Here is a 23,405-nt window from a genome sequence, read left to right as displayed (position 1 = left end):
TCGATCTCAGGGCGCGAAAGTGATCCCACGCTCGTTGGCGGCCGCTTCGAGAATCCGCACGGCCTTCGGACCGACGCCGTGCATGGCAAGAAGTTCCCTGCGGCCCAGTGAGGCGACCTCCGTCAAGGAAGTGATTCCCGCATTGAGCAGGGCACTGTTGGCAGGCCGGCCAATCGGGGGGAAATCCCCGATCTGCGCAGGAACGTCCCGGGTGCTCATGCCTGCCTCGCCGCAGCTTCGATGGCGGCCCGGTGCGCGGCCCACTCTTCCGGCCTGCGCGGAGTCAGATTCGGGTCGCCTGGACCCTGACCGGCCGTGCCGTCGATGAGTTCGCGCAATATGTCCGCGTGACCCAGGTGGTGGGCCCGCTCACCAACCATGTGTACCAGAATCTGGTGCAGGGTGACCTGACGCCGGTCCTCCGGCCACCAGGGCACCACGCCCGGGGCGTCCACAGGCAGCGTCTCGATGGTGGCGTCGCTGTGAGCTCCGGCAAAGTGGTGCAGCTCAACGATGTCAGCCCGGCTCTCGTCGGCGCTCACCCACAGGTCGGCATCCGGGCTTGCGTCGTCATCGAACCAGGAGAGGTGCCGGCCACTGGGGCGGCCGAAGACGTCGCCGAAGTAGCCGAGTTCCATACTCGCCACGTGCTTGACCAGGCCCAGTAGATTCGTGCCCGTAGGCGTGAGTGGCCGGCGCACGTCGTACTCGCTAAGGCCGTCCAGCTTGCCGAGCAGGTTGTCCCGCCGGACTCGCAGATAACGGTGCAGGGTCTCCTTTTCGTCCATAGCGGGCACTCTACCGAACGGCCCGCCTGTTTATCCCGGCTGCAGCTCCTCGGTTTACAAGCTTGCCGGCCGTACCAAGCTTCTCGGAGATCCCAGCCCCCTCGTCGACACCCAAGCCCCTCGGCGATCCCCAAGCCCCTCGGTCATCCACAAGGTGCCCGGGCCTTTGACGATTAACTGGGAATAGTCTGGTATTCCAGACATGGAGGTGCCTTATGCGGCACGCCAGGTGCGTGCGAGGGGCGCAAGCTTAAGTACGGTATCCCGGACACCGGGCGAAGACGACGGCGTTTCATCGGAGGACACACATGGCAGACACTGAGATAAAGGTGGTGACCTCCAAAGTTCCCGCTGCAGAAAACACCCTTCGTATCCTCAAGCTGCTGGCCTCAAAGCGCGGGCCCATGGCGGCGTCGAGCATTGCCACATCCCTGGGCCTGCCCAGATCCAGCGTCTACCACCTCCTGGGCGTGATGGAGGCCAACGGTTTTGTCCTCCACCTGCACGAGGAGCAGCGGTACGGGCTGGGCATCAGTGCCTTCGAACTGAGCTCGGCGTACTCGCGGCAGGAACCGTTGTCCCGACTCGGGCGGCCGCTGCTGGCCTCGCTGGTGGACGTGATCGGCGAGAGCGCGCATCTGGCGGTACTTCATGGCCGGGACGTGCTGTACATCGTGGAGGAGCGGGCCAAGAACCGGCCGTCGCTGGTGACCGACGTCGGTGTCCGCCTTCCCAGCCACCTCACCGCCAGCGGCCGGGCCATTCTGGCGGCGCTGCCAAAATCGCAGGTCCGCGCGCTGTATCCGAACGCTGCCGCATTCACTGCCCGGCACGAGGTGGAAGGCGCCATCATGAAGTACTCGGCGCTGTCCTCGCATCTGGACCAGGTGAGGCAGCGGGGCTACGCCACCGAACACGGCGAGGTGACGCCGGGCTTCGGGTCCATCGCAGCCGCCGTCACCGATCACCTTGGATGGCCCACAGCGGCCGTCGCAGTGACGTTCCTGGAGGACAAGTTGCCGGCCGACCAGTGGCCCGCACTCGCCGCAAGGGTGCAGAAGGTGGCGGACGAACTCTCCGTCCGCATCCATGGCCGCCCGGGCAAATAGCGCCGGGTAGACGGCTTTCGCTTGCGGGGTCGCTGCGTCTGGAATCCCGGACAGCACCATCTCTAAAGCCCTGTCTGCCCTGCCGTGAAAGGGCTTTAGTAGATACAGAACCTCTTCCCAGCACCGCGAACCGCACACTCGCCCACAAGATGAAGGAGCCCTCATGGCACCCGCCGATTTCACCACCGGTGCCCGCCCGGTCAAAGCAGCCCGCGGCACCAAGCTCACCGCCAAGAGCTGGCAGACGGAGGCCCCGCTGCGCATGCTCATGAACAACCTGGACCCCGAAGTGGCCGAGCGCCCCGACGACCTGGTGGTCTATGGCGGCACCGGACGCGCCGTCCGCAGCTGGGCCGCGTTCGATGCCATCACCCGCACCCTCGAAACCATGGAAAAAGACGAGACCCTGCTGGTCCAGTCCGGCAAGCCCGTGGGTGTCTTCCGCACGAACGAGTGGGCCCCGCGGGTGCTGCTGGCCAACTCCAACCTCGTGGGCGACTGGGCCAACTGGCCCGAGTTCCGCCGGCTGGAAGCCGAAGGCCTGATGATGTACGGCCAGATGACCGCCGGGTCCTGGATCTACATCGGCACCCAGGGCATCCTGCAGGGCACCTTTGAAACCTTCGCCGCGATCGCCCGGAAGCTCACCGGCGACGACAACGGCACCCTGGCCGGCACCCTGACGCTGACCGGCGGCTGCGGCGGCATGGGCGGCGCCCAGCCGCTCGCCGTCACGCTGAACAACGGCGCGTGCCTGATTGTCGACGTCGACGAGACCCGCCTGCGCCGCCGCGCCGGGAAGCGCTACCTGGACGAGGTGGAAACCGATCTCGACGCCGCCATCGCCAAGGTCCTCAAGGCCAAGGAAGAGCGCCGCGGCTGGTCCGTGGGCTACGTCGGCAACGCCGCCGAGGTGTTCCCGGAAATCCTGCGCCGCCACAACGCCGGCGAACTCACCGTGGACATCGTTACGGACCAGACCTCCGCGCACGATCCGCTGAGCTACCTGCCCGAAGGCATCTCGGTGGAGGAATGGCACCGTGAGGCCGAGGCCGACCCTGAGGGCTTCACCAAGAAGGCCCAGGCCTCGATGGCACGGCACGTCCAGGCCATGGTGGAATTCCAGGACGCCGGCGCCGAGGTCTTCGACTACGGCAACTCCATCCGCGACGAAGCACGCAAGGGCGGCTACAACCGCGCCTTCGAATTCCCCGGCTTCGTCCCCGCTTACATTCGCCCGCTGTTCTGCGAGGGCCTGGGCCCGTTCCGTTGGGTGGCACTGTCCGGCGACCCCGAAGATATCCGCGTCACCGACGAAGCCATCAAGGAACTGTTCCCGGAGAACAAGCACCTGCACCGCTGGATCGATGCCGCCCAGGAACGGGTGGAGTTCGAAGGCCTCCCGGCCCGCATCTGCTGGCTGGGCTACGGCGAACGCGCCAAGGCCGGCCTGCTGTTCAACCAGCTGGTCAGGGACGGCAAAGTCAAGGCACCCATCGTCATCGGCCGCGATCATCTTGATTCCGGCTCCGTAGCCTCCCCCTACCGGGAAACCGAGGCGATGGCAGACGGCTCCGACGCGATCGCCGACTGGCCCATGCTGAACGCACTGCTCAACACCGCGTCCGGAGCAACCTGGGTATCCCTGCACCATGGTGGCGGCGTCGGCATCGGCCGCTCCATCCACGCCGGCCAGGTCTCCGTCGCCGACGGCACCGACCTCGCCGCGGAAAAGCTCGAACGCCTCCTCACCAATGACCCCGGCATGGGCGTTATCCGCCACGCCGACGCCGGTTACGGCCGCGCCCTCGACGTCGCCAAAGAACGCGGCGTCCGCATCCCGATGAACGAAACCCGCTGACCACGGTCCCAACCCCACATCGATTGCTCCGTAACAGCCGTTATGAGGTCCCAAAAGGGCACTTACGGAGCAATCGCTGAGAATTGAAGGAGGAATCATGACCGCCATTACCCACGAACCGCTCACCGTCACCCTCGGCTCCAGCGGGGTCACACCCGAGGACGTCGTCGCCGTCGCCCGCCACAACGCCAAGGTGACCATCTCGCCGGATGCGCTGGAAAACGTCGCCAGGGTCCGCGCCCACATCGACGGCCTGGCCAACAGCGAGACTCCCGCCTACGGCATCTCCACCGGCTTCGGCGCGCTGGCCAACCGGCACATCCCCAACGAACTCCGCACCCAGCTGCAGAAGTCCCTCATCCGCAGCCACGCCGCCGGGATGGGCCCCGCCGTGGAGCGTGAGGTAGTCCGCGGCATCATGTTCCTGCGCGCCAAAACCCTCGCCTCCGGCCGCACCGGCGTCCGTCCCGTGGTCCTGCAGACCATGGTGGACGTCCTCAACGCAGGCATCACGCCCGTGGTCCGTGAGTTCGGTTCCCTGGGCTGCTCCGGCGACCTTGCGCCGCTGTCCCACTGCGCCCTGGTGCTGATGGGCGAGGGAGAGGCAGAAGGGCCCGACGGCGTGACGTACGGCGGCCGCGGCGAACAGTCTGTCGCTGTCCTGCTCAGCGAGCACGGCATCGAGCCCGTGACCCTCGCCGAAAAGGAAGGCCTGGCCCTGGTCAACGGCACGGAGGGCATGCTCGGCATGCTCCTAATGGCCATCGCGGACATCCGCCGGCTGCTCACGACGGCGGACATCACCGCTGCGATGAGCGTCGAGGCCCTGCTCGGTACGGACCAGGTGTTCCTGCCCGAACTGCACGCGGCCCTGCGACCGCACCCGGGCCAGGCTGCCAGCGCGGACAACATGCTGCGCGTGCTCTCCGACTCGCCGATCGTGGCCTCGCACCGGGTGGGGGACTCGAAGGTGCAGGACGCCTACTCGCTGCGTTGCGCACCCCAGGTGGCTGGCGCCGTCCGGGACACCGTGGACCATGCGGCGCTGGTGGCATCCCGCGAACTCGCCGCCGCCATCGACAACCCCGTCGTTCTGCCGGACGGGCGCGTCAGCTCCAACGGCAACTTCCACGGCGCCCCCGTGGCCTACGTGCTTGATTTCCTGGCCATCGCGGTGGCGGACCTGAGCTCCATCGCCGAGCGCCGGACCGACCGGATGCTGGATCCGGCCCGCTCGCACGGGCTCCCCGCCTTCCTCGCCGCGGACCCGGGTGTTGATTCCGGTTTGATGATTGCCCAGTACACACAGGCCGGTCTGGTCTCGGACAACAAGCGGCTGGCCGTCCCGGCGTCCGTAGACTCGATTCCCAGCTCAGCGATGCAGGAAGACCATGTCTCCATGGGCTGGCACGCGGCGCGCAAACTCCGCAGGGCAGTGGAGAACCTTCGCCGCGTCCTGGCCATCGAACTTGTCACCAGCGGCCGGGCCATCGACATCCGCACCCAGCTGTCCGGGGGAAAGCTGCTTCCCGGGCCGGCGGGTGCCGCGGTCATCGGGTCACTTCGGAAGACGGTTGACGGCCCCGGCACGGACAGGTTCCTGGCGCCGGAACTGGAAGCGGCAGACCGTTTGGTCGCCTCAGGTGAGGTGATTGAAGCTGCCGAATCCGCCGTCGGAATTCTTACCTAGGCGGGAATATTGTTCGGTACTCACGGCTTTTCGGGCCAATGCTGAAATATGGTGCAACACGCACATATCGGGTCCGGGAAGTGTAGTAGAACTGAAGGTGTAGTAAAAGTCACATCAAAGAGGCTGTGACGGGACATATACAAAGGGGTAGAAGTTCAAATGAAAGCACGTGGGGCTGTCCTGTCGAGGCGCAACGCACATTCCGCCATCGTCTCTGACTGGGGAACATTCCAGGCCGGGGACAAAGTGGAAATCATCAAGCACGCTCATGTTATTGCGGCGGGCGAGGTGGAAGAAGTATCGCAGAGCGGGAATGTGTTGTGGCTCGTGCCGGCAGTGCCGTCCGAAAAACAACTCTTCCTTAAATCCGACGGTGTAGAGGTTCGGCGTAGCTGACCCTGAACGCAAAAAGTCCCTGCCTCCCGGTCTGACCGGGAGGCAGGGACTTTGTCGTTAATGCAGGTCAGCTCAGGCGGCGATCGCTTCGTAGGTCTCGCCGAACGGGACGGACTCGTCGAGGGCGACGGTAAAGCGCCCGGGCCGCAGGCGGGTCACCAGGATGCCGCAGGCTGCGTCCTTGGCAGTTTCGATCAGGGTGGCAACAGCGTTGTCCAGTCCTTCGCGCATCTCCTCGGCAGTTGCAAACTGCAGGTCGAGGGACCGGGCGTCTGAGGCCTCGGTGTCCGCAACGGCGGTCAAGGGGCGTTCCAATGTGGCTGTAGTCATAGGTTCAACTATACCGGCAGGATTCTCAGATGTCAGATGACTGCCATCTGAATGGAGGAAACGCCCAAAAACCGAAGCTTGTTCGCAGGATCCCGCAGTGAAGCCGGGGCCGCGCGAACAAGCTTCGGTCTGGAGTCCCGCTTAGCGGCCCGCGCCGGCTTTGACCGCCAGCACCGGGCAGTCAGCCTCGAGCAGGATCCGCTGGGAGGTGCTCCCCATAATCAGTTTGCCCACCGGAGTGCGGCGGCGCAGGCCGATCACGATCAGCTGGGCGTTGTGTTCCTCGGCGGCATCGAGGACCTCCGCCGCTGCATCATGGCCGCGGACCGGCTGCTTGATGACATGGTCCACTCCGTGAGACGCCAGGCGCTGATCGATGCTTTGCACTTCGTCTTCCTGGGCGTACCGGTTATCCACCAGGGCGTCGCCCTTGGACGAGTTGATAACCACCAGCCGGGTATTGGATTTCCGGGCCTCCTCGATGGCCTGGGTCAGCGCCGCTTCGCCCTCGGGGGTCGGGACGTATCCCACCACGATCGTCATGGTTGCTCCTTCTTATTGGTGTGGTCGGACCGGTCTGCGCTTTCAGCGTCAGCGTCAGCGTCGGCGTCGGCGTCAGCGTCGGCACGGTGGCCGCCGTGGGTGCTGCCGCCCGCGTCGCGCGGAACGGTTGCCCCGGACGCGTTTGCGGGCAAAACCGCTGCCGGACGGTTGCGGCGGATCAGCTTGAACAGCAGCGGCCACAGCAGGATGAGGGCGATGATGACGTAAATTCCGACGGCGATCGGCTCGCTGAACAGGCCGGCAGGGTCGCCGGCGCTGAGCTGGAGCGTCTGCCGGAGTTGCTTTTCGATGCGTGGCCCAAGGATCACGCCAAGGATGAGCGGCAGGACGGGAAGTCCGAAGCGCCGCATCATAAAGCCCAGCGCACCGAGCGCCAGCAGGAGCACCAGGTCGAACGCCTGCAGGTTCACCGAGTAGGCGCCCAGTGTGGCGAAGAACAGGATGCCCGCATAAAGGTACGGCCGGGGGATCTGCAGGAGCTTGGCCCACAACGGTGCCAGCGGCAGGTTGATGATCAGGAGCAGGAAGTTGCCGATGAAGAGGCTCGCGATCAGCGCCCACACCAGGGGTCCCTGGCTTTCGAACAGCTGGGGTCCGGGCTGGATGCCGTACTGCGTGAAGGCTGCCAGCATCACCGCGGCCGTGGCGTTGGTGGGCAGGCCCAGGGCCAGCATGGGGGTCAGCGTGCCCGCGGCTGCAGCGTTGTTGGCTGCTTCCGGCCCGGCCACACCCTCGATGGCACCCTTGCCGAATTCCTCGGGGTGCTTGCTGAGGCGCTTTTCTGTGACGTAGGAGAGGAACGTGGGAATCTCGGCGCCGCCGGCCGGCAGGGCCCCAAACGGGAAGCCGTAGGCGGTGCCGCGGAGCCACGGCTTCCAGGACCGCTTCCAGTCCTGTTTGCCCATCCACGGACGTCCCACCGGAATGACCTGCAGAGGGGTGCGGCGCAGGTGGGCGGCAACCCAGAGCGCCTCGCCCACAGCGAAGATGGCCACTGCCACCACCACGATGTCCAGGCCGTCCGCCAGGAGCGGCACGCCGAACGTGAGCCGGGCCTGGCCGGTGACCGAGTCCAGGCCCACGAGGCCGATTGCGAGGCCGAGGCCGAGGGACGCGAAGCCGCGAAGCCGGGAGGAACCGAGGACGGCCGTGACCGCCAGCAGCGCGAGGACCATGATGGCGAAGTAGCTGGGTGCGCCCAGGCTGATGGCGAAGTCCACCACAATCGGGGCACAGACTGCCAGGAGGGTAGTGCCGATGGTGCCGGCCACGAACGAGCCGATGGCCGCCGTCGCCAGGGCCTGCGCGGCCCTGCCGGCTTTCGCCATCTTGTTGCCTTCGATGGCGGTGACCACCGACGACGATTCGCCCGGCGTGTTAAGCAGGATGGAGGTGGTGGAGCCGCCGTACATGCCGCCGTAGTAGATGCCGGCGAACATGATGAAGGCGCTGGTGGGTTCCAGGGCGTAGGTGACCGGAAGCAGGAGCGCCACAGTCATGGCCGGGCCGAGGCCTGGGAGGACGCCGACGGCGGTGCCCAGGACTACGCCGATGACGGCGTAGAGGAAATTCATGGGGGTCAGTGCGGTGGCAAAGCCGTCCATCAGGGAGGAGAAGACATCCATCAGAGAATCCCTTCCAGGAGACCGGCGGGCAGGTTAATGCCAAGGCCAAGGTAGAAGCCATAAAAGGTCAGGAGGGACAAGACCAGGGAGATCAGGCCGTCACGGATGTAGTTCCGGCCGCCCAGTGCCCACACGCTGCCCCAGAACAGGACGGTTCCGGAGATCACCCAGCCTGCCCAGTCGATGAGCAGGATGTTGGCGATGAAAGCCGCTACCAGGGGCAGTACGGTCTTCCAGTCGGCAGGATGGGTGAGGTCGACGTCTTCGCCGCCTTCGGCTTCGCCCTGGCCGCCGCGGATGACGTTGATGGCCAGCAGGACAGCGCACACCAGCAGCAGGGCGCCCACGATGAAGGGGAGCGTCTTTGGACCTACGGGATCAGACTGGGAGTACGGGGTGACGATGCGGGCCGCGTCCGCGATGACCAAGGCCCCGGCCGCCCCGAGCAGGAGGGCGACCCCCAGCTCGGAGCGGCCTTTGAGCCGTGAGGCCAGTGTTGGTGAGGAGCTCACGCCAGGCCAAGCTTCGTGAGGACGTCCGCCACCCGCTTGTCCTGCTCGGTGAGGAAGCTTTCGAACTCAGCGCCGGTGATGAAGGCATCGCTCCAGCTGTTGGTCTTCAGCGCTTCCTTCCAGGCAGCCGTGCCGTGCATCTTCTCGAGTGCGGCGATCAGCTTGGCCTTGTCGGCGTCGGTGATGCCCGGAGGAGCCACGATGCCGCGCCAGTTGGTGAACACCAGATCGATATTGGATTCCTTCAGCGTGGGGGCATCTACGCCTTCAAGGCGCTTCTCGCCGCTGGTGGCCAGGACACGGACCTCGCCGGATTCGATCTGCTTGAGGTACTCACCGGCACCCGAAGCCGCGAAGCCCACCTTGTTGCCCAGGATGGCCGGGAGGAGGTCTCCGCCGCCGTCGTAGGACACAAAGTTCACCTTGGTGGCATCAATGCCGAGTGCACCGGCGAGCTGCATGGGCAGGAGGTGGTCCGGGCCGCCCGGGGAGGAGCCGCCGCCAACACTGATGGAGGCGGGGTCAGCCTTCCACGCCGCCACCAGGTCATCGATGGTCTTGTAGGGCGAATCCTTGTTAACCATGATGGCGCCGGGCTCTTCGATGAGCCGGGCCAGGGGGGTGGTGGCCGTCAGCTTGGACTCGGATTTGTTGGTGTAGCTTGCGCCCACCACACCCAGGCCCATAAGCATGGTGAGGTCGCCGTTGCCCTTTTCGTTCACGATGCGGGCCAGGCCTACGGTGCCGCCGGCACCGGCGAGGTTGAAGACCTCCGGGTTCGTGGCGATTTCCTCGTCTTCGAGGACCTTGGCCGCCACACGGGCGGTGGTGTCGTAGCCGCCACCCGCAGTGTTCGGGACCATGATCTGGAGTCCGGTCAGGGGGCCGGCGGGGGCGCCGGAGGTGGCTTCGGTGGAGCTCTTCCCGGTGGCACCGCAGCCGGTGGCCATCAGGGCGATGCCGGCGGCGACGGCGGCAATACGCAATGCGCGGATCTGGCGCATGGTGTTCCTCTTCTCTGAGAATGATCAACAAAAACTGATTGTGATCCGATGCTAGGCCCCCAAGTGATCGGCATCACTCTTATGTACGCAGAGAAAGTTAAGTTCATTGAGTACACGTTTCGGGCGGCTCACCGGGACGCTGCAGCGGGCATAGTTCAGGTAGCCTGACCAGCAGGACCCCGAAAATCAGCGGACCGCCAACCAGTTCAGCAGAAAGAACCATAGTGACTCGACGAAGAGGAATGTCCCTTGCGGGGCAGTACCTGGTTCTGCAGTTGCTGATTGTCCTTGCGGTCCTGGTCGCTGTGGTTGCCATCTCCCTCGCCCAGTCCGCCGCGGCGTTCGAACGGACCGAGGGCCGCCGGGCACTGGCCGCCGCCGAGGCCCTGGGCGCCAATCCCACGGTCCGTGAGCTGCTTCCCGCTGCCGAGCCGCGCGTCGGTTCAGCCCTGCCGGCCGTGGCAGAGTCGGTCCGGACGGTGTCCGGGTCCTCGCATGTGGCACTTGCAACACGTGACCGCACGGTAGTGGCCTCGTCCGATCCCGGCCTCCTGGGCCAGCCCCTGGAACTTGGCGGGAGCCGGGTGATGGAAGGACGGGCCTGGACGGGGGTGCTGGAGGGCACCGGTACCGAAGAGTTGTCCGCCCACGTTCCCGTCCTCGATGACGCGGGGAAGATGATCGGCATCGCGTCCGTCAGCCGGAACTATCCGTCCACCCTGGAGCGGCTGGGGGACGCCGTGCCCAATCTCCTCACCTACCTGGGGGTGGCGAGCGTCCTGGGCGTCGCCGGTTCGCTGCTGCTCGCCCGCCGCGTCAAACGGCAGACGCTTGGCATGGAACCCAGCGAAATCACCGGGCTGGTGGAGAACCGGGAAGCCCTGATCCATGGCCTGAAGGAAGGCGTGGTGGCGCTGGACCTGCACGAGCGCATCACCGTGGCCAATGACAGTGCCCGTGCGCTGCTGGGGCTGCCCGCGGACTGCGTGGGCAAGAGGCTGCACAGCCTCAAAGTGGAGCCTGCCCTGAAGGATGTCCTCACGCGGGAGCAGCCTGAGCCGGACCAGCTGGTGCTCGTGGGCGACAGGCTGGTGGTGCTGAACCGGGTTCCCATCCGGTCGCGTGGCCGGGACATCGGCTCCGTTACAACCCTGCGTGACCGGACAGAACTCTCGGCCCTCGAACGCGAACTCGGCACCACCCGGACCGCCACCGACACCCTCCGCGCGCAGGCCCACGAATTCGCCAACCAGCTGCATGTGATCTCCGGCCTCATCCAGATCGGCGAATACGATTCCGTGGTCCAGTTCGTCAACGGTGCCACGCTGGACCGGACCCGGCTCAACGATGACGTCACCAGCCGCATCCAGGACCCCGCGCTCGCCGCCCTGCTGATCGCCAAGTCCAGCCTCGCCACCGAACGCGGGGTCGCCCTGCAACTGGACCCGGACTCTGAGTTGCAGCGCGTGGACGATGAGTTGTCCCGCGACCTGGCCACCGTCGTCGGGAACCTCGTGGACAACGCGTTCGACGCCGTTGCCGGGCTTCCGGACCCGGCGGTGCGGGTGCTGGTGGAGGACGCGGGCGACGACGTCCGGGTCACCGTCCGCGACACCGGCCCGGGCGTCACCGGAGATGCCGGGGAGATCTTCCGGCAAGGCTTCACCACCAAGGAACCCGGGCCCGCCGGCAGCAGGGGCTTCGGCCTCGCCCTCTCCCGGGTGGTCTGCCGGCGCAGCGGCGGCGACCTCACCGTGGCCAACGATGACGGGGCGGTTTTCACGGCACGGTTGAAAAGAACAGGGAAACTGGAGCCATGATCAAAGTCCTGATTGTTGACGACGACTTTATGGTGGCCAAGGTCCACGCCGGGTTTATCCAGCGCACACCAGGGTTCGCCGTCGTCGGGGTTGCCCACACCGGCGCCCAGGCGGTCATTGAAACCGAGCGCCTCCAACCCGACCTTGTGCTGCTGGACATCCACCTCCCGGACATTAACGGCCTGGACCTGATGCACAAGCTGCGCGAGGTGGCCCCGGAACTGGATGTGCTGGTGATCAGCGCGGCCCGTGAAGTGGACACAGTGCGCAAGGCCCTCCGCGGCGGGATTGTGCACTACCTCATCAAGCCCTTCTCCCAGGCAGACCTGCAGGAACGGCTGGAGCACTACCGCCTCGCCTACCAGGGGCTGGACTCGGCCAAGGACGTGGCGGAACAGTCGGACGTCAACCGGGTGTTTGGGCTGGACAGTGCTGCAGCCCAGGGCGGGCGGCCGCTGCCGAAGGGCTGCAGCGTCGAGACGTTGAAGCTGGTGGAAACCGCCCTGAAAGAGGCCGACGGCGACCTGTCCGCCAACGAAGTCGCCGTCCGGTTGGGCACGTCCCGGGTCAGCGCCCGCCGGTACCTTGAGTACCTCCACGACGAAGGGGTGCTGGAGGTCCGGCTCAAGTACGGCGCGGGCCGGCCGGAGCGGCGATACGTGCTGAAGGTGTAGTGCCCTCAGCGTTCCCCGCCGGTGGTCACGCCCGGCAGGAACTCGGATGGAAGTTCCGCCACGGGGATGATCACCATGTCCTGGACCTTCCAGTCGAACTGGATGCAGGCCTTCCGGGCCGCCTCCAGCTGCTCGAGCGTGGGCATCCGACCCTCCGCCGGGACCACAAACGACTCCACATGGAACACATGGCCCTCGTCGCGGATCCTGGACTGCGCGGTTTCGGCCCAGTCGAGGCCGCCGAGGTATTCGTCCAGCCGGTGCCCGATCGGGTGCGGCTTCCCGTCGTCGTACGTCCTGGCCCGCTTGTCCATCAGCGCCGAGACGGCGGCACGCGTGTTGCGGACCCCGTCATGCAGGATGCTGCCCGAGATGATCAGCGCCGCGGCATAGTCCGCCCACCACCAGCCCAGCCCGATGCCGGCCACGCCCACCGCTGCTGCCGCCGCAGTCATCCAGTCCGCCTTGTTCATGTCCGCGTCGGCGTACAGGACTTTGTCGTGAAGTTTCTCGGCCAGCTTCATCTTCACGTGGCCCAGGTAGATGGGCGGGCCCGCTGTGAGGAGCATCGCCGCCATCATCACCCAGCCCAGCCAGATGGTCTGGCCAAAGAAGTCGAAGCCGCCGATGGTGGGGTGCTCCCCACTCAGCAGGCCGATCCCCGAATCAACAATCAGGTAGGCGCCCATAACGGTCAGGGCGACGGCGGCCACCACGTGCGCGATTCCGACGGCACGATGGAAGCCGTAGGGGTGCTCCTCGCTGGGCTTCCTGCGGATGATCCGGGCGGCCAGGAGGAAGGAGGCGGGAGGCAGGAAAGACAGGAGGTCTTCAACCCACGCTGCCTTCATGGCCTGCGAGTTGCCCAAGACCAGGAAGACCAGCACCGTTGAGGCGGCGAGGAAGCCGATCGTGATCCACTCGAACTTCACCGCCTTCCGCAGTGCGGCCTGCTGTTCGTCCGGGAGCCTGGTGTGTCCGAAGCGGGCGGGACTGTCATCCTTCAGAACGGTCATCACTGCTCCTTGGCTTCCATCAGGAACCTGTCCAGTTCCAGGAGGAACGCATTTTCACCGAGGGGCACCAGCATGACGTGCTTGTGCAGCGCCCCGCGGCTGTCGCGTGATTCCGCGTAGACCCGGGTCAGCCCGCCGTGCTGGACCCACGGTGTTTTGTCGTTAAGGCCGCCGACCACCAGGTCAAGCTCCCTGTGCTTGAGCTCTTCGGCCAGCACGTGTTCGGTCCCGGAGACCCACTCGATGTCGGCACCGAGCCGGGCAGCAAACTCTCGAACGAGTTCCGCTTCGGTGCCCTGGACATCCTCATCCCGCCGCGGGCTGGCCGGCAGGGTGGCCTGACCGCCGCCGGAGGCCGCGGAGAACTTCACCCAGTCACCGTTCTCGCTGGCCCCCACGCGGAGCGTCCCGCCGTCCACCCGCTCCAGCGTCCCTGACGGGTCCGCGGGATACGTCCCGCAGCCGGCAAGGACAACTGCCGTAACGAGGGCCAGGACGTTGGCCCACCTGCTTCCACGCTGTCCCATGCCGGCTCCCTCGGTACGCGTCTCTCACGTCAATAGACAGCCTACTTACTTTCTCGAGGCGCGAGGGAATCCGGGCGTCAGCGTCGTGTGGCGCCAGCCTGGTGGAGCAGCGTGTTCACCAGCCGGGCGGCAACCTTGGCCGTCCGGCCGTCAATGTCGAATTCGGGGTTCAGTTCGGCCACATCGAGGTGCAGGAGCTTGCCGCCGGCAGCCACCTGGCGGCAGACTGCGCTGATCACCGGCAGCGGCACTCCGTAGGCGGCGGGGGCACTCACGCCGGGAGCCGCCGACGCCGGCAGGACGTCCAAATCGATGGTCAGGTAGAGCACGTCCACGGTGTCCATAAAGTCCGCGACGAACGCCGCCACCCGCTCCGCCGTGCAGTCCTCATCCAGCAAGTACTGCACACCCAGCCGCTCCGCCGTCGTGAAAAGCGCGCGAGTGTTGTTCGGCTCGGAAATTCCGACGACGGCGTACGCGAATTCGCGCCCGGCGGCGGCTTCCGCATCGGCCATCTGGAGGAACGGGGTGCCGGAACTGGGCCGGGGTTCGTCGCGGAGGTCAAAGTGGGCGTCGAGGTTCAGGACGCCCAGCCGCCGGCCGCCGCGTACCGCTTCGGACCCTGCCACTCCCAGATAGCTGGCGTAGGCGGTTTCGTGGCCCCCGCCGAGCACCACGGTGAGGCTGCCGGCGTCGAGCATCGCCGTAATCGCCTGCCCGGCACGCGCCTGGCCGGCTTCGAGGGCCCCGTCCGCCACCACGATGTCGCCGGCGTCGGACACGGCACGGTCCAGATGGTAGGCAAGCGGACCGAGGGCGGCGCGGATGGCCGCCGGGGCTCCCGCGGCTCCGGTGCGGCCCTTGTTGCGGCGTACGCCTTCGTCGCTGGCGAAGCCGAGGATGACGGCCGGGCGCGGTGTGGCGCCGTCGTCCGCCTGAGCGCGTGCGTACGGCACAACTGCCTGCCACCAGCGCCGGTGCTCGCCGCCGTCGCCGTCGAACCGCCCGGTCCAGGGCTGCGGCGGGACATCAACGGAGAGTACGGGGAGGGTCATGCCTCAAGCTCACCGCACGCGCGGGGTGAAAGCCAGCAGGACCGCCGCAGTCCTGTCTGAGATTCCGGACCTCACGGGAATGCAGTCGGCCGCCGGCCGCAGCGCGTGTGGTGACGGCGTGACGGGGGCTACAGTGGAGCAATCCCCGTGGGCGTATCCGAAGTGGCGGCCCAGGGCAATGACGCAGGCCGGAGCCATATGTTCGAAGCCCCCAGTATCCTCTTCGCCGCGGCCGGCGCTGCCGTTTTTGTTGCGGCGATCCTGCCCAAACTCCTGCGCAACGCACCGTTCTCGATGCCCATGGTGTTCCTGGGGGCCGGGCTGGCGGCGTTTTCCCTTATCCCTGGCCTGCCGGACCCGGACCCGATCGTCCACAGCGACCTTGCCCTGCACCTCTCCGAGGTCTGCGTCATCATCTCCCTCATGGGCGCGGGCCTGGCCCTGGACCGGCCGGTGGGGCGCCGAAGCTGGTCCACAACCTGGCGGCTCCTCGGAATTGCCATGCCGCTCTGCATCATCGCCCTGACCCTGCTGGGGTTGTGGTTCCTTGGCCTGGGACTCGGCGCTGCGCTGCTCGTGGCCTCCAGCCTCGCACCCACAGACCCGGTGCTGGCCTCTGAGGTGCAGGTGGGCGAACCGGCCGATGAGGAAGAGGAGGCGGACCAGGAGGATGAGGTGCGCTTCGGCCTGACCTCAGAGGCCGGCCTGAACGATGGACTGGCGTTCCCGTTTGTGTACTTGGCCATCGCAATCAGCGTGGTGGGCGCGGCCCCGTCAGCATGGTTCCCGCAGTGGATCGGTGTCGATGTCGTGTGGCGGCTGAGCCTTGGCGTGCTGCTGGGCTTCGGTATCGGCAAGTTGCTGGCCCTGCTGTTTTTTTCCGCCAAGAAGCAAAGCCTGCGGCTCGCCAACCACTCCGAGGGTTTCGTTGCCCTGGCCGCGACGTTCCTGGCGTACGGCCTCACGGAGATGGTGGAAGGCTATGGCTTCATCGCGGTATTTGTCTGCGCGGTCACCATCCGTTCTGCGGAACATACCCATGGTTACCACCGCGTGCTCCACTCCTATGTGGAGCAGCTGGAGCGGCTCATGACAGTGGTGATCCTGGTGTTGCTGGGAGGTGCGATCGCGCGCGGGCTCCTGTCGGAGATCGGCTGGGCCGAGCTCCTGGTCGCGCTGGCGTTCCTGCTTGTGGTGCGGCCTGCTGCTGGCTGGATCGGACTGCTGGGCGGAAAGACGGGCCCGCGCGAGCGGATCGCCCTGTCGTTTTTCGGCATCCGCGGCATCGGCTCGCTGTACTACCTCGCGTACGCGCTGGGCAAAGGGCAATTCACGGAGCAGGCCGAATGGCTGTGGTCCTTCATAGGCCTGGTGGTTGCGCTGTCCATTGTTATCCACGGGGCCAGCACCTCGCCGCTGATGAACCGCCTGGACCGCCTCCGGGAGCGGAAGGCACTGGCGGACACCGGCGACGAGGGCAGGGCCCCCACCACGCCTGTTTAGGAGCGCGGGACCTGCGGCCGGGCTTAGATCATGCCCAGGGCGGCCTCGATGGGTCCCACGGCGAAGAACAGCAGGAACGCAGCGGCCACGGCCCACATCAGCGGGTGGATGTCCTTGACCCGGCCCTGGACCGTGCGGATGATGACGAACGCGATGAACCCGGCGCCGAGGCCGTTGGCGATCGAGTACGTAAACGGCATCAGGGTGAACGTGAGGAAGGCGGGGATGGCGATGCCCCAGTCCTGCCAGTCGATCTTGCCCACCTGGGACACCATCATGAAGCCCACCACCACCAGTGCCGGCGCCACCGCTTCGAACGGGACGAGGTTGATCAGCGGGGTGAAGAACATGGCCACAAGGAACAGCAGGCCGGTGACGATGGAGGCGACGCCGGTGCGGGCGCCTTCGCCGATTCCGGCGCCGGCCTCCACGTAGATCTGGTTCGAGGATACGGATGCTCCGCCGCCAATGATGGCGCCCAGTGCGTCCACCTGCAGCACACGGTCCACGTCAGGGATGTTGCCGTCCTTGTCCACCGTGCCGGCCTCGTTGGCCAGGCCCACCATGGTGCCCATGGCGTCAAAGAAGATGCTCAGCAGGATCACAAAGGCCAGCAGCGTCGCGGCCACAACACCGAGGTGCTCAAATGCACCGAACGGGTTCGCCTTGCCGATCAGGGACAGGTCAGGGGCGGCCCAGCCGGAGAAGGACGGCGTCACCAGGGACCAGCCCTGCGGGTTGAACGGCTTGTCCGGGGCGACGCTGGGGCCGATGCGCAGGGTCAGTTCCAGGATCACGGAAATGGCGGTGGAGGTGATGATGCCGATCAGGATGGCGCCCTTGACCTTGCGGACCACCAGGGCGATGGTGAGGATCAGGCCGAAGACGAAGACCGCGGTGGGCCAGCCGAGCAGTTTGCCGTCAAAGCCCAGGCCCACCGGAACCGTGGTGCCGGCGACGTCGGGGATGCGGCGTACAAAGCCGGCGTTGACAAGGCCGATCAGCGCGATGAACATGCCGATGCCCACCACAATGGCGGTTTTTAGCCCGTCCGGGACGGCTTTGAAGACGGCGGTCCGGAAACCGGTCAGGACCAGGATCAGCATGGTGACGCCGGAGAGGACCACCAGCCCCATCATGTCCGGCCAGGTCAGGCCGGGGTTGGTGGCCACCGTGACGGCCACGAACGCGTTGACGCCCAGTCCGGTGGCCAGCGCGAACGGGTGCCTGCCCCAGGCGCCCATCAGGATGGTGAGGATGCCGGCCACAAACGCCGTCACGGCGGCCACGGCAGCGAAGCCCAGGGTGGTGCCGTTGGAGTCGGGACCGGAGAGGATGAGCGGGTTCAGCACCACGATGTAGCTCATGGCGAAGAACGTCGCAAAGCCGCCGCGGATTTCCCGCGAGAGGTTGGACCCTCGCTCGGTGATTCTGAAGTACCGGTCCAGGGCAGAGCCTTGCTTGAGCATTAGTCCTCCGGGGAAAGTGTTGTGGGGATACTTGAATCCTAAAGGGCAGCGGGCGTGAGGCCGGGATTAGGTGGGGCCCGTCACAGCCGGGCCGCATGGGACGGCCGGCGCCCGCAGGCCCAAGCCTAGAATGACTGTCAGGAACCACGCGCAAATGATGGAGACATGATGACTGCTGCCACCACCACAGACGAGCAACTCAACGCGGTCCACGTGGCCGACAGCCACGGCCTGATCAGTGTGCAGGGTGCCCGGGAGAACAACCTCAAGGACATCAGCATTGAGATCCCCAAGCGGCGTCTCACGGTGTTCACCGGAGTCTCCGGCTCAGGCAAGAGTTCGCTTGTGTTTGCCACCATCGCCGCAGAGTCGCAGCGGATGATCAACGAGACCTACAGCGCCTTTGTGCAGGGCTTCATGCCGAACCTGTCCAGGCCCGATGTGGACCGCCTTGAGGGACTGACAACGGCGATCATCGTCGACCAGGAACGTATGGGCGCCAATCCCCGTTCCACCGTGGGCACTGCCACCGACGCCAACGCCATGCTGCGGATCCTCTTTAGCCGGCTGGGCAACCCGCAGGTGGGTCCGCCCACGGCATTCTCCTTCAACGTCCCCACCCGCAAGGCCAGCGGTGTCATGAGCACTGAGAAAGCCGGCGGCCGGGTGGAGAAGAGCGTGGTGCAGAACGCCGTCTACCTGGGCGGAATGTGCCCGCGGTGCGAGGGCATGGGTTCAGTTTCCGACTTCGACCTGACGGCGCTGTTTGACGAGAGCAAATCGCTGGCCGAGGGTGCCCTGACCGTCCCCGGCTACAGCATGGACGGCTGGTACGGCCGGATCTTCAGCGGCGCCGGCTTCATCATGGACAAGCCCATCGCCAAGTACACCAAAAAAGAAATGCACGACCTCCTGTACAAGGAGCCCACCAAAATCAAGGTGGAGGGCATCAACCTCACCTATGAGGGGTTGATTCCGAAGATCCAGAAATCGATGCTTTCAAAAGATGTCGACGCCATGCAGCCCCACATCCGGGCCTTCGTGGAGCGCGCCATCACTTTCCAGCCCTGCCCGGAATGCGAGGGTACGCGGCTCAGCGCGGAGGCAAGGTCGTCAAAGATCCAGGGCAAGAACATCGCCGACCTGTGCACTATGCAGATCACCGACCTCGCCGCCTGGGTCCGGGACCTTAAGGAGCCGTCGGTGGCGCCGCTCCTCAAAGGCCTGCAGCACCTGCTCGATTCGTTCGCCGAGATCGGCCTGGGCTACCTCTCGCTGGACCGGCCCGCCGGCACACTCTCCGGTGGTGAGGCGCAGCGCACCAAGATGATCCGGCACCTCGGTTCGTCCCTCACCGACGTCACTTACGTCTTCGACGAGCCCACCATCGGCCTCCACCCGCATGACATCGAGCGGATGAACCAGCTCCTGCTGCAGCTCCGCGATAAGGGCAACACCGTGCTGGTGGTTGAGCACAAGCCCGAAACCATCGCCATCGCCGATCATGTCGTCGACCTCGGACCGGGCGCCGGCACCAAGGGCGGCAGCGTCTGCTTCGAGGGCAGCGTGGAGGGCCTGCGCGCCAGCGACACCATCACCGGACGCCACCTCGACGACCGGGCCGCGGTCAAGCCGGAAACACGTAAACCGGCCGGGCTGCTCGAGGTCCGCGGCGCCTCCATGCACAACCTCCGCAACGTCGACGTCGATGTTCCGCTCGGCGTCCTCTGCGTGGTCACAGGCGTAGCGGGTTCAGGCAAGAGCTCCCTGATCCACGGCTCGGTGGCGGGCCGTGAGGGTGTGGTGGTGATCGACCAGGGCGCCATCAAAGGCTCCCGCCGCAGCAACCCCGCCACCTACACCGGCCTGCTTGAGCCGATCAGGAAGGCATTCGCCAAGGCCAACGGCGTGAAACCTGCCCTGTTCAGCTCCAACTCCGAAGGCGCGTGCCCAACCTGCAACGGCGCAGGCGTTATCTTCACCGAGCTGGGTGTCATGGCCACTGTCGAGTCAACCTGCGAGGACTGCGAGGGCCGCCGCTTCCAGGCCTCGGTCCTGGAATACACGCTGGGCGGGCGCAACATCGCCGAGGTTTTGGCCATGTCCATGACTGAGGCGGAAGCGTTCTTCAGCGACGGGGAGGCCCGCACGCCCGCGGCCCACAAGATCCTGGACCGGCTCGTGGACGTCGGCCTCGGCTACCTCACCCTCGGCCAGCCGCTCACCACACTGTCCGGCGGTGAGCGGCAGCGCGTGAAGCTGGCCACCCAGATGGCGGAGAAGGGCGATGTCTACGTCCTCGATGAGCCCACCACGGGCCTGCACCTCGCTGACGTCGAGAACCTGCTGGGCCTCCTGGACCGCCTGGTGGACTCCGGCAAATCGGTGATCGTGATTGAGCACCACCAAGCCGTTATGGCGCACGCGGACTGGATCATCGACCTCGGACCCGGCGCAGGGCACGACGGCGGCAAGGTGGTTTTCGAGGGCACTCCCGCCGGGCTTGTGGCGGCCAAGTCCACGCTGACCGGCAAGCACCTGGCCGTGTACGTGGGCAGCTAGCGGGGAAGCGGCCCGGGAAGACGGGGCCAGCCTAGCCGTCAGCGCCAGCGGCTAGGCTGGAAGGACCAACTTTGAGGGAGTAGTCCACCGATGCGATCCATCCGCCGCCAGCTGCTGAGTGCCGTGCTGGGGTTATTCGTTGTTGCCGCCGCCCTGCTGGGGTTCTCTGCTCCGGCCATGGCGCACGATGCCGCCGAATCCAGCAGCCCCGCGCAAGGTGCCACCCTGGAAGCGCCGCCGGAGAAGGTGTCCGTCACCTTCAACAAGAACCCGCTGGGTCTGGGCGCCGAGTTTTCTGTCAAGGATGCCAGCGGCGCTGAGTGGGCCGACGGCCCGGTTGAGATTGTGGACAATGTGGCTTCGCAGAAGCTCAGGACCGGGGGACCGGCAGGCGCCTACACGGTAGCCTGGCGCGTGGTCAGCTCAGATTCCCATCCGATCGAGGGGACGTTCGGCTTTACGGCGGCCGCCGCGGCGGTGGGGGCATCGCCGTCGGGCATTTCACCAACCGGAACCACCGCGGGCCCGACGCCGACAGCTGACGTTCCGGGGATGGGAACCGCCCAGCCGGGAACTACAGCGGCTCCGGAACCTGCCGCCGACGCATCCGAACCGTTTCCGTGGAGCCTGGTGATCTTTGCCGCGGTGGCCCTTGGCCTGCTCGTCACCATCGGGATCCTCGCGAAGCGCCGCCTCACAGCCGACGGGGATGACGAGGACACCGAGGCGCCCTAGCCGGCGGAACTCCCGGCAAGGAGGGCCGGACCGGAGTCAGGGTAGACCTTGGAGGAGATGGCCTGGCCGACGGTTTTTGCCTGCCGCAGGACTTCCTTGGGGGAGGGGGTAATAAGGTCGCCCACGCCCACCAGGTAGATGCCGATCCTCCGCATGGCTGCGACGAGGTTGCGGCCAACGCTGATGCCGAAGTCGCTGATCATGCGCCGGAGCTGGCTATGCGCGCAGCGGGTCAGCACAATGTGGTCTGCCAGCAGAATTCCGTTGGGGGTATGGACTTCCCATTGGAGGGCCGGGGACTCCCCGGGCGAGGCGGCGGCCGGTGCGCCGGGGACGCCGCCCACCATGGTCAGCTGAACGGCCCGGGTGGTGTTGCGGACATCCATGTGGTGGCTGGCGGCATAGTTGCGCAGGTGCCGCAGGATCTCGTTGCGTTCCCGGAGCGAATCGGAGTCTGCTGCATCGCAGCGCTGCAGTGACGTGGTGTTGGCCGGTTGCCCGGCTCCCAGGATGTCCAGCCCGTCCACCACAATGGCGTCCACGCCGCGCCGGCGCAGTTCCGCCCCGACCGCAAGGCCGGAGAGCCCGGTGCCGATGATCACCGTGGTGGTCCGCTCTGTCCCGCCGGTTACAGGCATGGTTGACACTACAGTTCTCCTCCTCAAAGGCTTTCGGCTGATGCAGGCGTCGTCGCACTGCATGCGTCCCGTTACCCCCAAAGTCCGGCCGCAGCACCGGCCCGCGATTCACCCTTGCAGAGGGCATCGACGGACCGGCAGTGCCTCGAAGACTACAGAAGATTGGTGACGGGGGATAGCCCAAAACGCAACATTCCCGTTAACGATGGATGCGGTTGCCGTTTGGGTTGCCAGAGGCTGTGGATAACCGGCTGTCCGGGGCCGCCCGCGGCTTGCTAACTGTGTCCGGACCGAGAATAGTGATGAATGGAAGCAGGGCGCTCCTGACGTGCCGCGATGTCCCGATCGCGGGTGCAGGCGAAGCGCCCGGCTTCTGGCAGAATGACCGGACCAGCAGCCGGAACATAAGGCAGTATCGCGAGGAGGCGGCCCGATGGGCGCACAAGAGATGCAACCGGACCCTGAACGGGAGAACGCAGCCAATTCTGCCGCTCCCCGGGGAATCGTTGTGGGCGTTGACGGATCGGACCACGGCCAGTGCGCACTGGTGTGGGCAGCCCGGGAAGCCGAGCGCCGCCGTCGGCCCCTGCATATTGTCACAGCGTATTCGGTGCCCATTTTCGCGGCGTCCGGGCTGGACGGCGGGTACGCCACGGTGGATGATTCCGTGATCCGCGAGGGCGCCGAAGCCATCATCCGGCAGGCCGTGGACAAGGTTTCCGGCTACAACATCGACGTCGATGCCTCCGTGGAGAACGGCGACGCCTCCGGTGTACTGCTGGAGATGTCGGAAACGGCGGAGCTGCTGGTGTTCGGCACGCGCGGCCGCGGCGGATTTGTGGGCCGCCTGCTGGGCTCGGTGAGCAGCGCACTTCCGGCCCACGCCAAGTGCCCCACCGTCACGGTGCCCCTGGTCTGTTCCGACCGGCTCGGCGAAACCACTGACGACAAGCGCATCCGGGCCGAACAGGCGAAGGAAGACCACAAACGCGTTGACAACGTGGTGGTCGTGGGCGTGGACGGATCGGAGCAGGCGCGCGTTGCCGTGCTGGAGGCCGCAGATCAGGCTGAACGCCTCGGCGCGACCCTGCGCGTGGTCTGTGCGGTGCCCCAGTTCAGCGGGTCCCTGGCCTGGGTTCCGGCCCCGATGGACCGGCGGGCCCTGTTTGAGGACATTGAAACCCAGCTCGAAGCCGGGAAGGCCTGGCTGAAGAGCCATTACCCGAACCTTCGCGTGGAGTCGGAAGTGAAGGACGGCTCGGCCGTGGACGTCCTGGTGGATGCCAGCAGGCACGCGGAACTCGTCGTGGTGGGCACCCGCGGCCGTGGCGGCTTTACCGGCATGCTGCTCGGTTCAACGTCCGCCGGGGTCCTGCACCACACCAAGGGCCCGGTTCTGGTGGTTCCGGACCGCGATGACCCGCGGCTGGCGGACCGGGCGAAGTTCGGGCCCATTCTCGGCGCGGCCTGACCAAACGTCTGCGCAGCGGAGGCGTGAACGTGCCTGGCGCCGGCGGACCGCCCCTG

The 23,405-nt window shown here is 66.3% G+C and carries 22 protein-coding genes; 10 read left to right on the top strand and 12 right to left on the bottom strand.

Going from position 1 to position 23,405, the window contains the following annotated elements; genetic code table 11:
- Window positions 1–6: 6 nt before the first annotated feature.
- Together GUV69_RS12335 and GUV69_RS12330 are read right to left on the bottom strand one after the other, a co-directional pair.
- Window positions 7–219, bottom strand: coding sequence for a helix-hairpin-helix domain-containing protein (locus GUV69_RS12335; RefSeq protein WP_164202717.1), 213 nt, complete (start codon window positions 217–219; stop codon window positions 7–9).
- Window positions 216–788, bottom strand: a complete 573-nt coding sequence (locus GUV69_RS12330) for a DinB family protein (RefSeq protein WP_164202715.1) — start codon at window positions 786–788, stop codon at window positions 216–218. The genes GUV69_RS12335 and GUV69_RS12330 overlap by 4 nt, the downstream gene beginning before the upstream one ends.
- 308 nt (window positions 789–1,096) lie before the next feature.
- Here GUV69_RS12330 and GUV69_RS12325 point away from each other — a divergent pair, with 308 nt between their 5' ends.
- The 4 genes from GUV69_RS12325 to GUV69_RS12310 all read left to right on the top strand — a co-directional run bounded on the left by GUV69_RS12325 (window position 1,097) and on the right by GUV69_RS12310 (window position 5,844).
- On the top strand, window positions 1,097–1,897 hold the full coding sequence (locus tag GUV69_RS12325) for an IclR family transcriptional regulator (protein WP_164202714.1): 801 nt from the start codon (window positions 1,097–1,099) through the stop codon (window positions 1,895–1,897).
- Window positions 1,898–2,060: 163 nt separating this feature from the next.
- Window positions 2,061–3,758, top strand: coding sequence for a urocanate hydratase (gene hutU / locus GUV69_RS12320; RefSeq protein WP_164202713.1), 1,698 nt, complete (start codon window positions 2,061–2,063; stop codon window positions 3,756–3,758).
- Between the two features lie 97 nt (window positions 3,759–3,855).
- Complete coding sequence (gene hutH, locus GUV69_RS12315) at window positions 3,856–5,448, top strand: histidine ammonia-lyase (RefSeq protein ID WP_164202712.1); 1,593 nt, start codon at window positions 3,856–3,858, stop codon at window positions 5,446–5,448.
- Between the two features lie 159 nt (window positions 5,449–5,607).
- Window positions 5,608–5,844 carry a hypothetical protein gene (locus tag GUV69_RS12310; protein WP_164202711.1) on the top strand — a complete coding sequence of 79 codons (237 nt, stop codon included), beginning with the start codon at window positions 5,608–5,610 and terminating at the stop codon, window positions 5,842–5,844.
- A 72-nt stretch (window positions 5,845–5,916) separates the two neighbouring features.
- Here the strand turns inward: GUV69_RS12310 and GUV69_RS12305 are convergent, their stop codons facing one another.
- From GUV69_RS12305 to GUV69_RS12285, 5 genes are all read right to left on the bottom strand, one after another.
- Window positions 5,917–6,174 carry a hypothetical protein gene (locus tag GUV69_RS12305; protein ID WP_164202710.1) on the bottom strand — a complete coding sequence of 86 codons (258 nt, stop codon included), beginning with the start codon at window positions 6,172–6,174 and terminating at the stop codon, window positions 5,917–5,919.
- A 141-nt stretch (window positions 6,175–6,315) separates the two neighbouring features.
- On the bottom strand, window positions 6,316–6,717 hold the full coding sequence (locus GUV69_RS12300; RefSeq protein ID WP_164202709.1) for a universal stress protein: 402 nt from the start codon (window positions 6,715–6,717) through the stop codon (window positions 6,316–6,318).
- Window positions 6,714–8,363: a tripartite tricarboxylate transporter permease gene (locus GUV69_RS12295; protein WP_164202707.1), complete on the bottom strand. Its 1,650-nt coding sequence runs from the start codon at window positions 8,361–8,363 to the stop codon at window positions 6,714–6,716. Before GUV69_RS12295 ends, GUV69_RS12300 begins: the two co-directional genes overlap by 4 nt.
- The gene (locus GUV69_RS12290; RefSeq protein WP_164202705.1) at window positions 8,363–8,875 is read right to left on the bottom strand and encodes a tripartite tricarboxylate transporter TctB family protein; all 513 of its coding nucleotides are present in this window, start codon (window positions 8,873–8,875) and stop codon (window positions 8,363–8,365) included. Before GUV69_RS12290 ends, GUV69_RS12295 begins: the two co-directional genes overlap by 1 nt.
- Window positions 8,872–9,879 carry a Bug family tripartite tricarboxylate transporter substrate binding protein gene (locus GUV69_RS12285; protein WP_164202703.1) on the bottom strand — a complete coding sequence of 336 codons (1,008 nt, stop codon included), beginning with the start codon at window positions 9,877–9,879 and terminating at the stop codon, window positions 8,872–8,874. The genes GUV69_RS12290 and GUV69_RS12285 overlap by 4 nt, the downstream gene beginning before the upstream one ends.
- A 242-nt stretch (window positions 9,880–10,121) precedes the next feature.
- On the opposite strand from GUV69_RS12285, the gene GUV69_RS12280 reads away from it, so the two are divergent.
- On the top strand, window positions 10,122–11,699 hold the full coding sequence (locus tag GUV69_RS12280; protein WP_164206513.1) for a sensor histidine kinase: 1,578 nt from the start codon (window positions 10,122–10,124) through the stop codon (window positions 11,697–11,699).
- On the top strand, window positions 11,696–12,373 hold the full coding sequence (locus GUV69_RS12275; RefSeq protein ID WP_164202701.1) for a response regulator: 678 nt from the start codon (window positions 11,696–11,698) through the stop codon (window positions 12,371–12,373). The genes GUV69_RS12280 and GUV69_RS12275 overlap by 4 nt, the downstream gene beginning before the upstream one ends.
- Window positions 12,374–12,378: 5 nt before the next feature.
- Here GUV69_RS12275 and GUV69_RS12270 read toward each other — a convergent pair whose 3' ends face one another.
- The 3 genes from GUV69_RS12270 to hutG form a co-directional block, all read right to left on the bottom strand.
- On the bottom strand, window positions 12,379–13,389 hold the full coding sequence (locus tag GUV69_RS12270) for a cation efflux transmembrane domain-containing protein (RefSeq protein ID WP_164202699.1): 1,011 nt from the start codon (window positions 13,387–13,389) through the stop codon (window positions 12,379–12,381).
- Window positions 13,389–13,916 (bottom strand): transporter substrate-binding domain-containing protein, encoded by a 528-nt coding sequence (locus GUV69_RS12265; RefSeq protein WP_164202697.1) that lies wholly within the window; start codon window positions 13,914–13,916, stop codon window positions 13,389–13,391. The genes GUV69_RS12270 and GUV69_RS12265 overlap by 1 nt, the downstream gene beginning before the upstream one ends.
- 77 nt (window positions 13,917–13,993) lie before the next feature.
- The gene (gene hutG / locus GUV69_RS12260; RefSeq protein ID WP_164202695.1) at window positions 13,994–14,971 is read right to left on the bottom strand and encodes a formimidoylglutamase; all 978 of its coding nucleotides are present in this window, start codon (window positions 14,969–14,971) and stop codon (window positions 13,994–13,996) included.
- Between the two features lie 198 nt (window positions 14,972–15,169).
- On the opposite strand from hutG, the gene GUV69_RS12255 reads away from it, so the two are divergent.
- Window positions 15,170–16,474, top strand: a complete 1,305-nt coding sequence (locus GUV69_RS12255) for a cation:proton antiporter (protein ID WP_164206512.1) — start codon at window positions 15,170–15,172, stop codon at window positions 16,472–16,474.
- 23 nt (window positions 16,475–16,497) lie between these two features.
- On the opposite strand, the gene GUV69_RS12250 is transcribed toward GUV69_RS12255, so the two are convergent.
- Entirely contained in the window at window positions 16,498–17,943 is a 1,446-nt protein-coding gene (locus GUV69_RS12250) for an NCS2 family permease (RefSeq protein WP_164202692.1), read from the bottom strand.
- Between the two features lie 168 nt (window positions 17,944–18,111).
- Here GUV69_RS12250 and GUV69_RS12245 point away from each other — a divergent pair, with 168 nt between their 5' ends.
- A complete protein-coding gene (locus GUV69_RS12245; RefSeq protein ID WP_208786710.1) occupies window positions 18,112–20,505 on the top strand; it encodes an ATP-binding cassette domain-containing protein in 2,394 nt (797 codons plus the stop codon).
- 90 nt (window positions 20,506–20,595) lie between these two features.
- On the top strand, window positions 20,596–21,240 hold the full coding sequence (locus GUV69_RS12240; protein WP_164202688.1) for a copper resistance CopC family protein: 645 nt from the start codon (window positions 20,596–20,598) through the stop codon (window positions 21,238–21,240).
- Here the strand turns inward: GUV69_RS12240 and GUV69_RS12235 are convergent.
- Window positions 21,237–21,878 carry an FAD-dependent oxidoreductase gene (locus GUV69_RS12235; protein ID WP_164206510.1) on the bottom strand — a complete coding sequence of 214 codons (642 nt, stop codon included), beginning with the start codon at window positions 21,876–21,878 and terminating at the stop codon, window positions 21,237–21,239. The two genes, GUV69_RS12240 and GUV69_RS12235, sit on opposite strands and share 4 nt — an antisense overlap.
- A gap of 433 nt (window positions 21,879–22,311) precedes the next feature.
- On the opposite strand from GUV69_RS12235, the gene GUV69_RS12230 reads away from it, so the two are divergent.
- A complete protein-coding gene (locus tag GUV69_RS12230) occupies window positions 22,312–23,349 on the top strand; it encodes a universal stress protein (RefSeq protein ID WP_164202686.1) in 1,038 nt (345 codons plus the stop codon).
- Window positions 23,350–23,405: the final 56 nt, after the last annotated feature.

The organism is [Micrococcus luteus] ATCC 49442 (assembly GCF_010367585.1).
Lineage (GTDB): Bacteria > Actinomycetota > Actinomycetes > Actinomycetales > Micrococcaceae > Arthrobacter > Arthrobacter luteus_A.
This window is presented reverse-complemented; position numbering and strand designations above follow the sequence as displayed.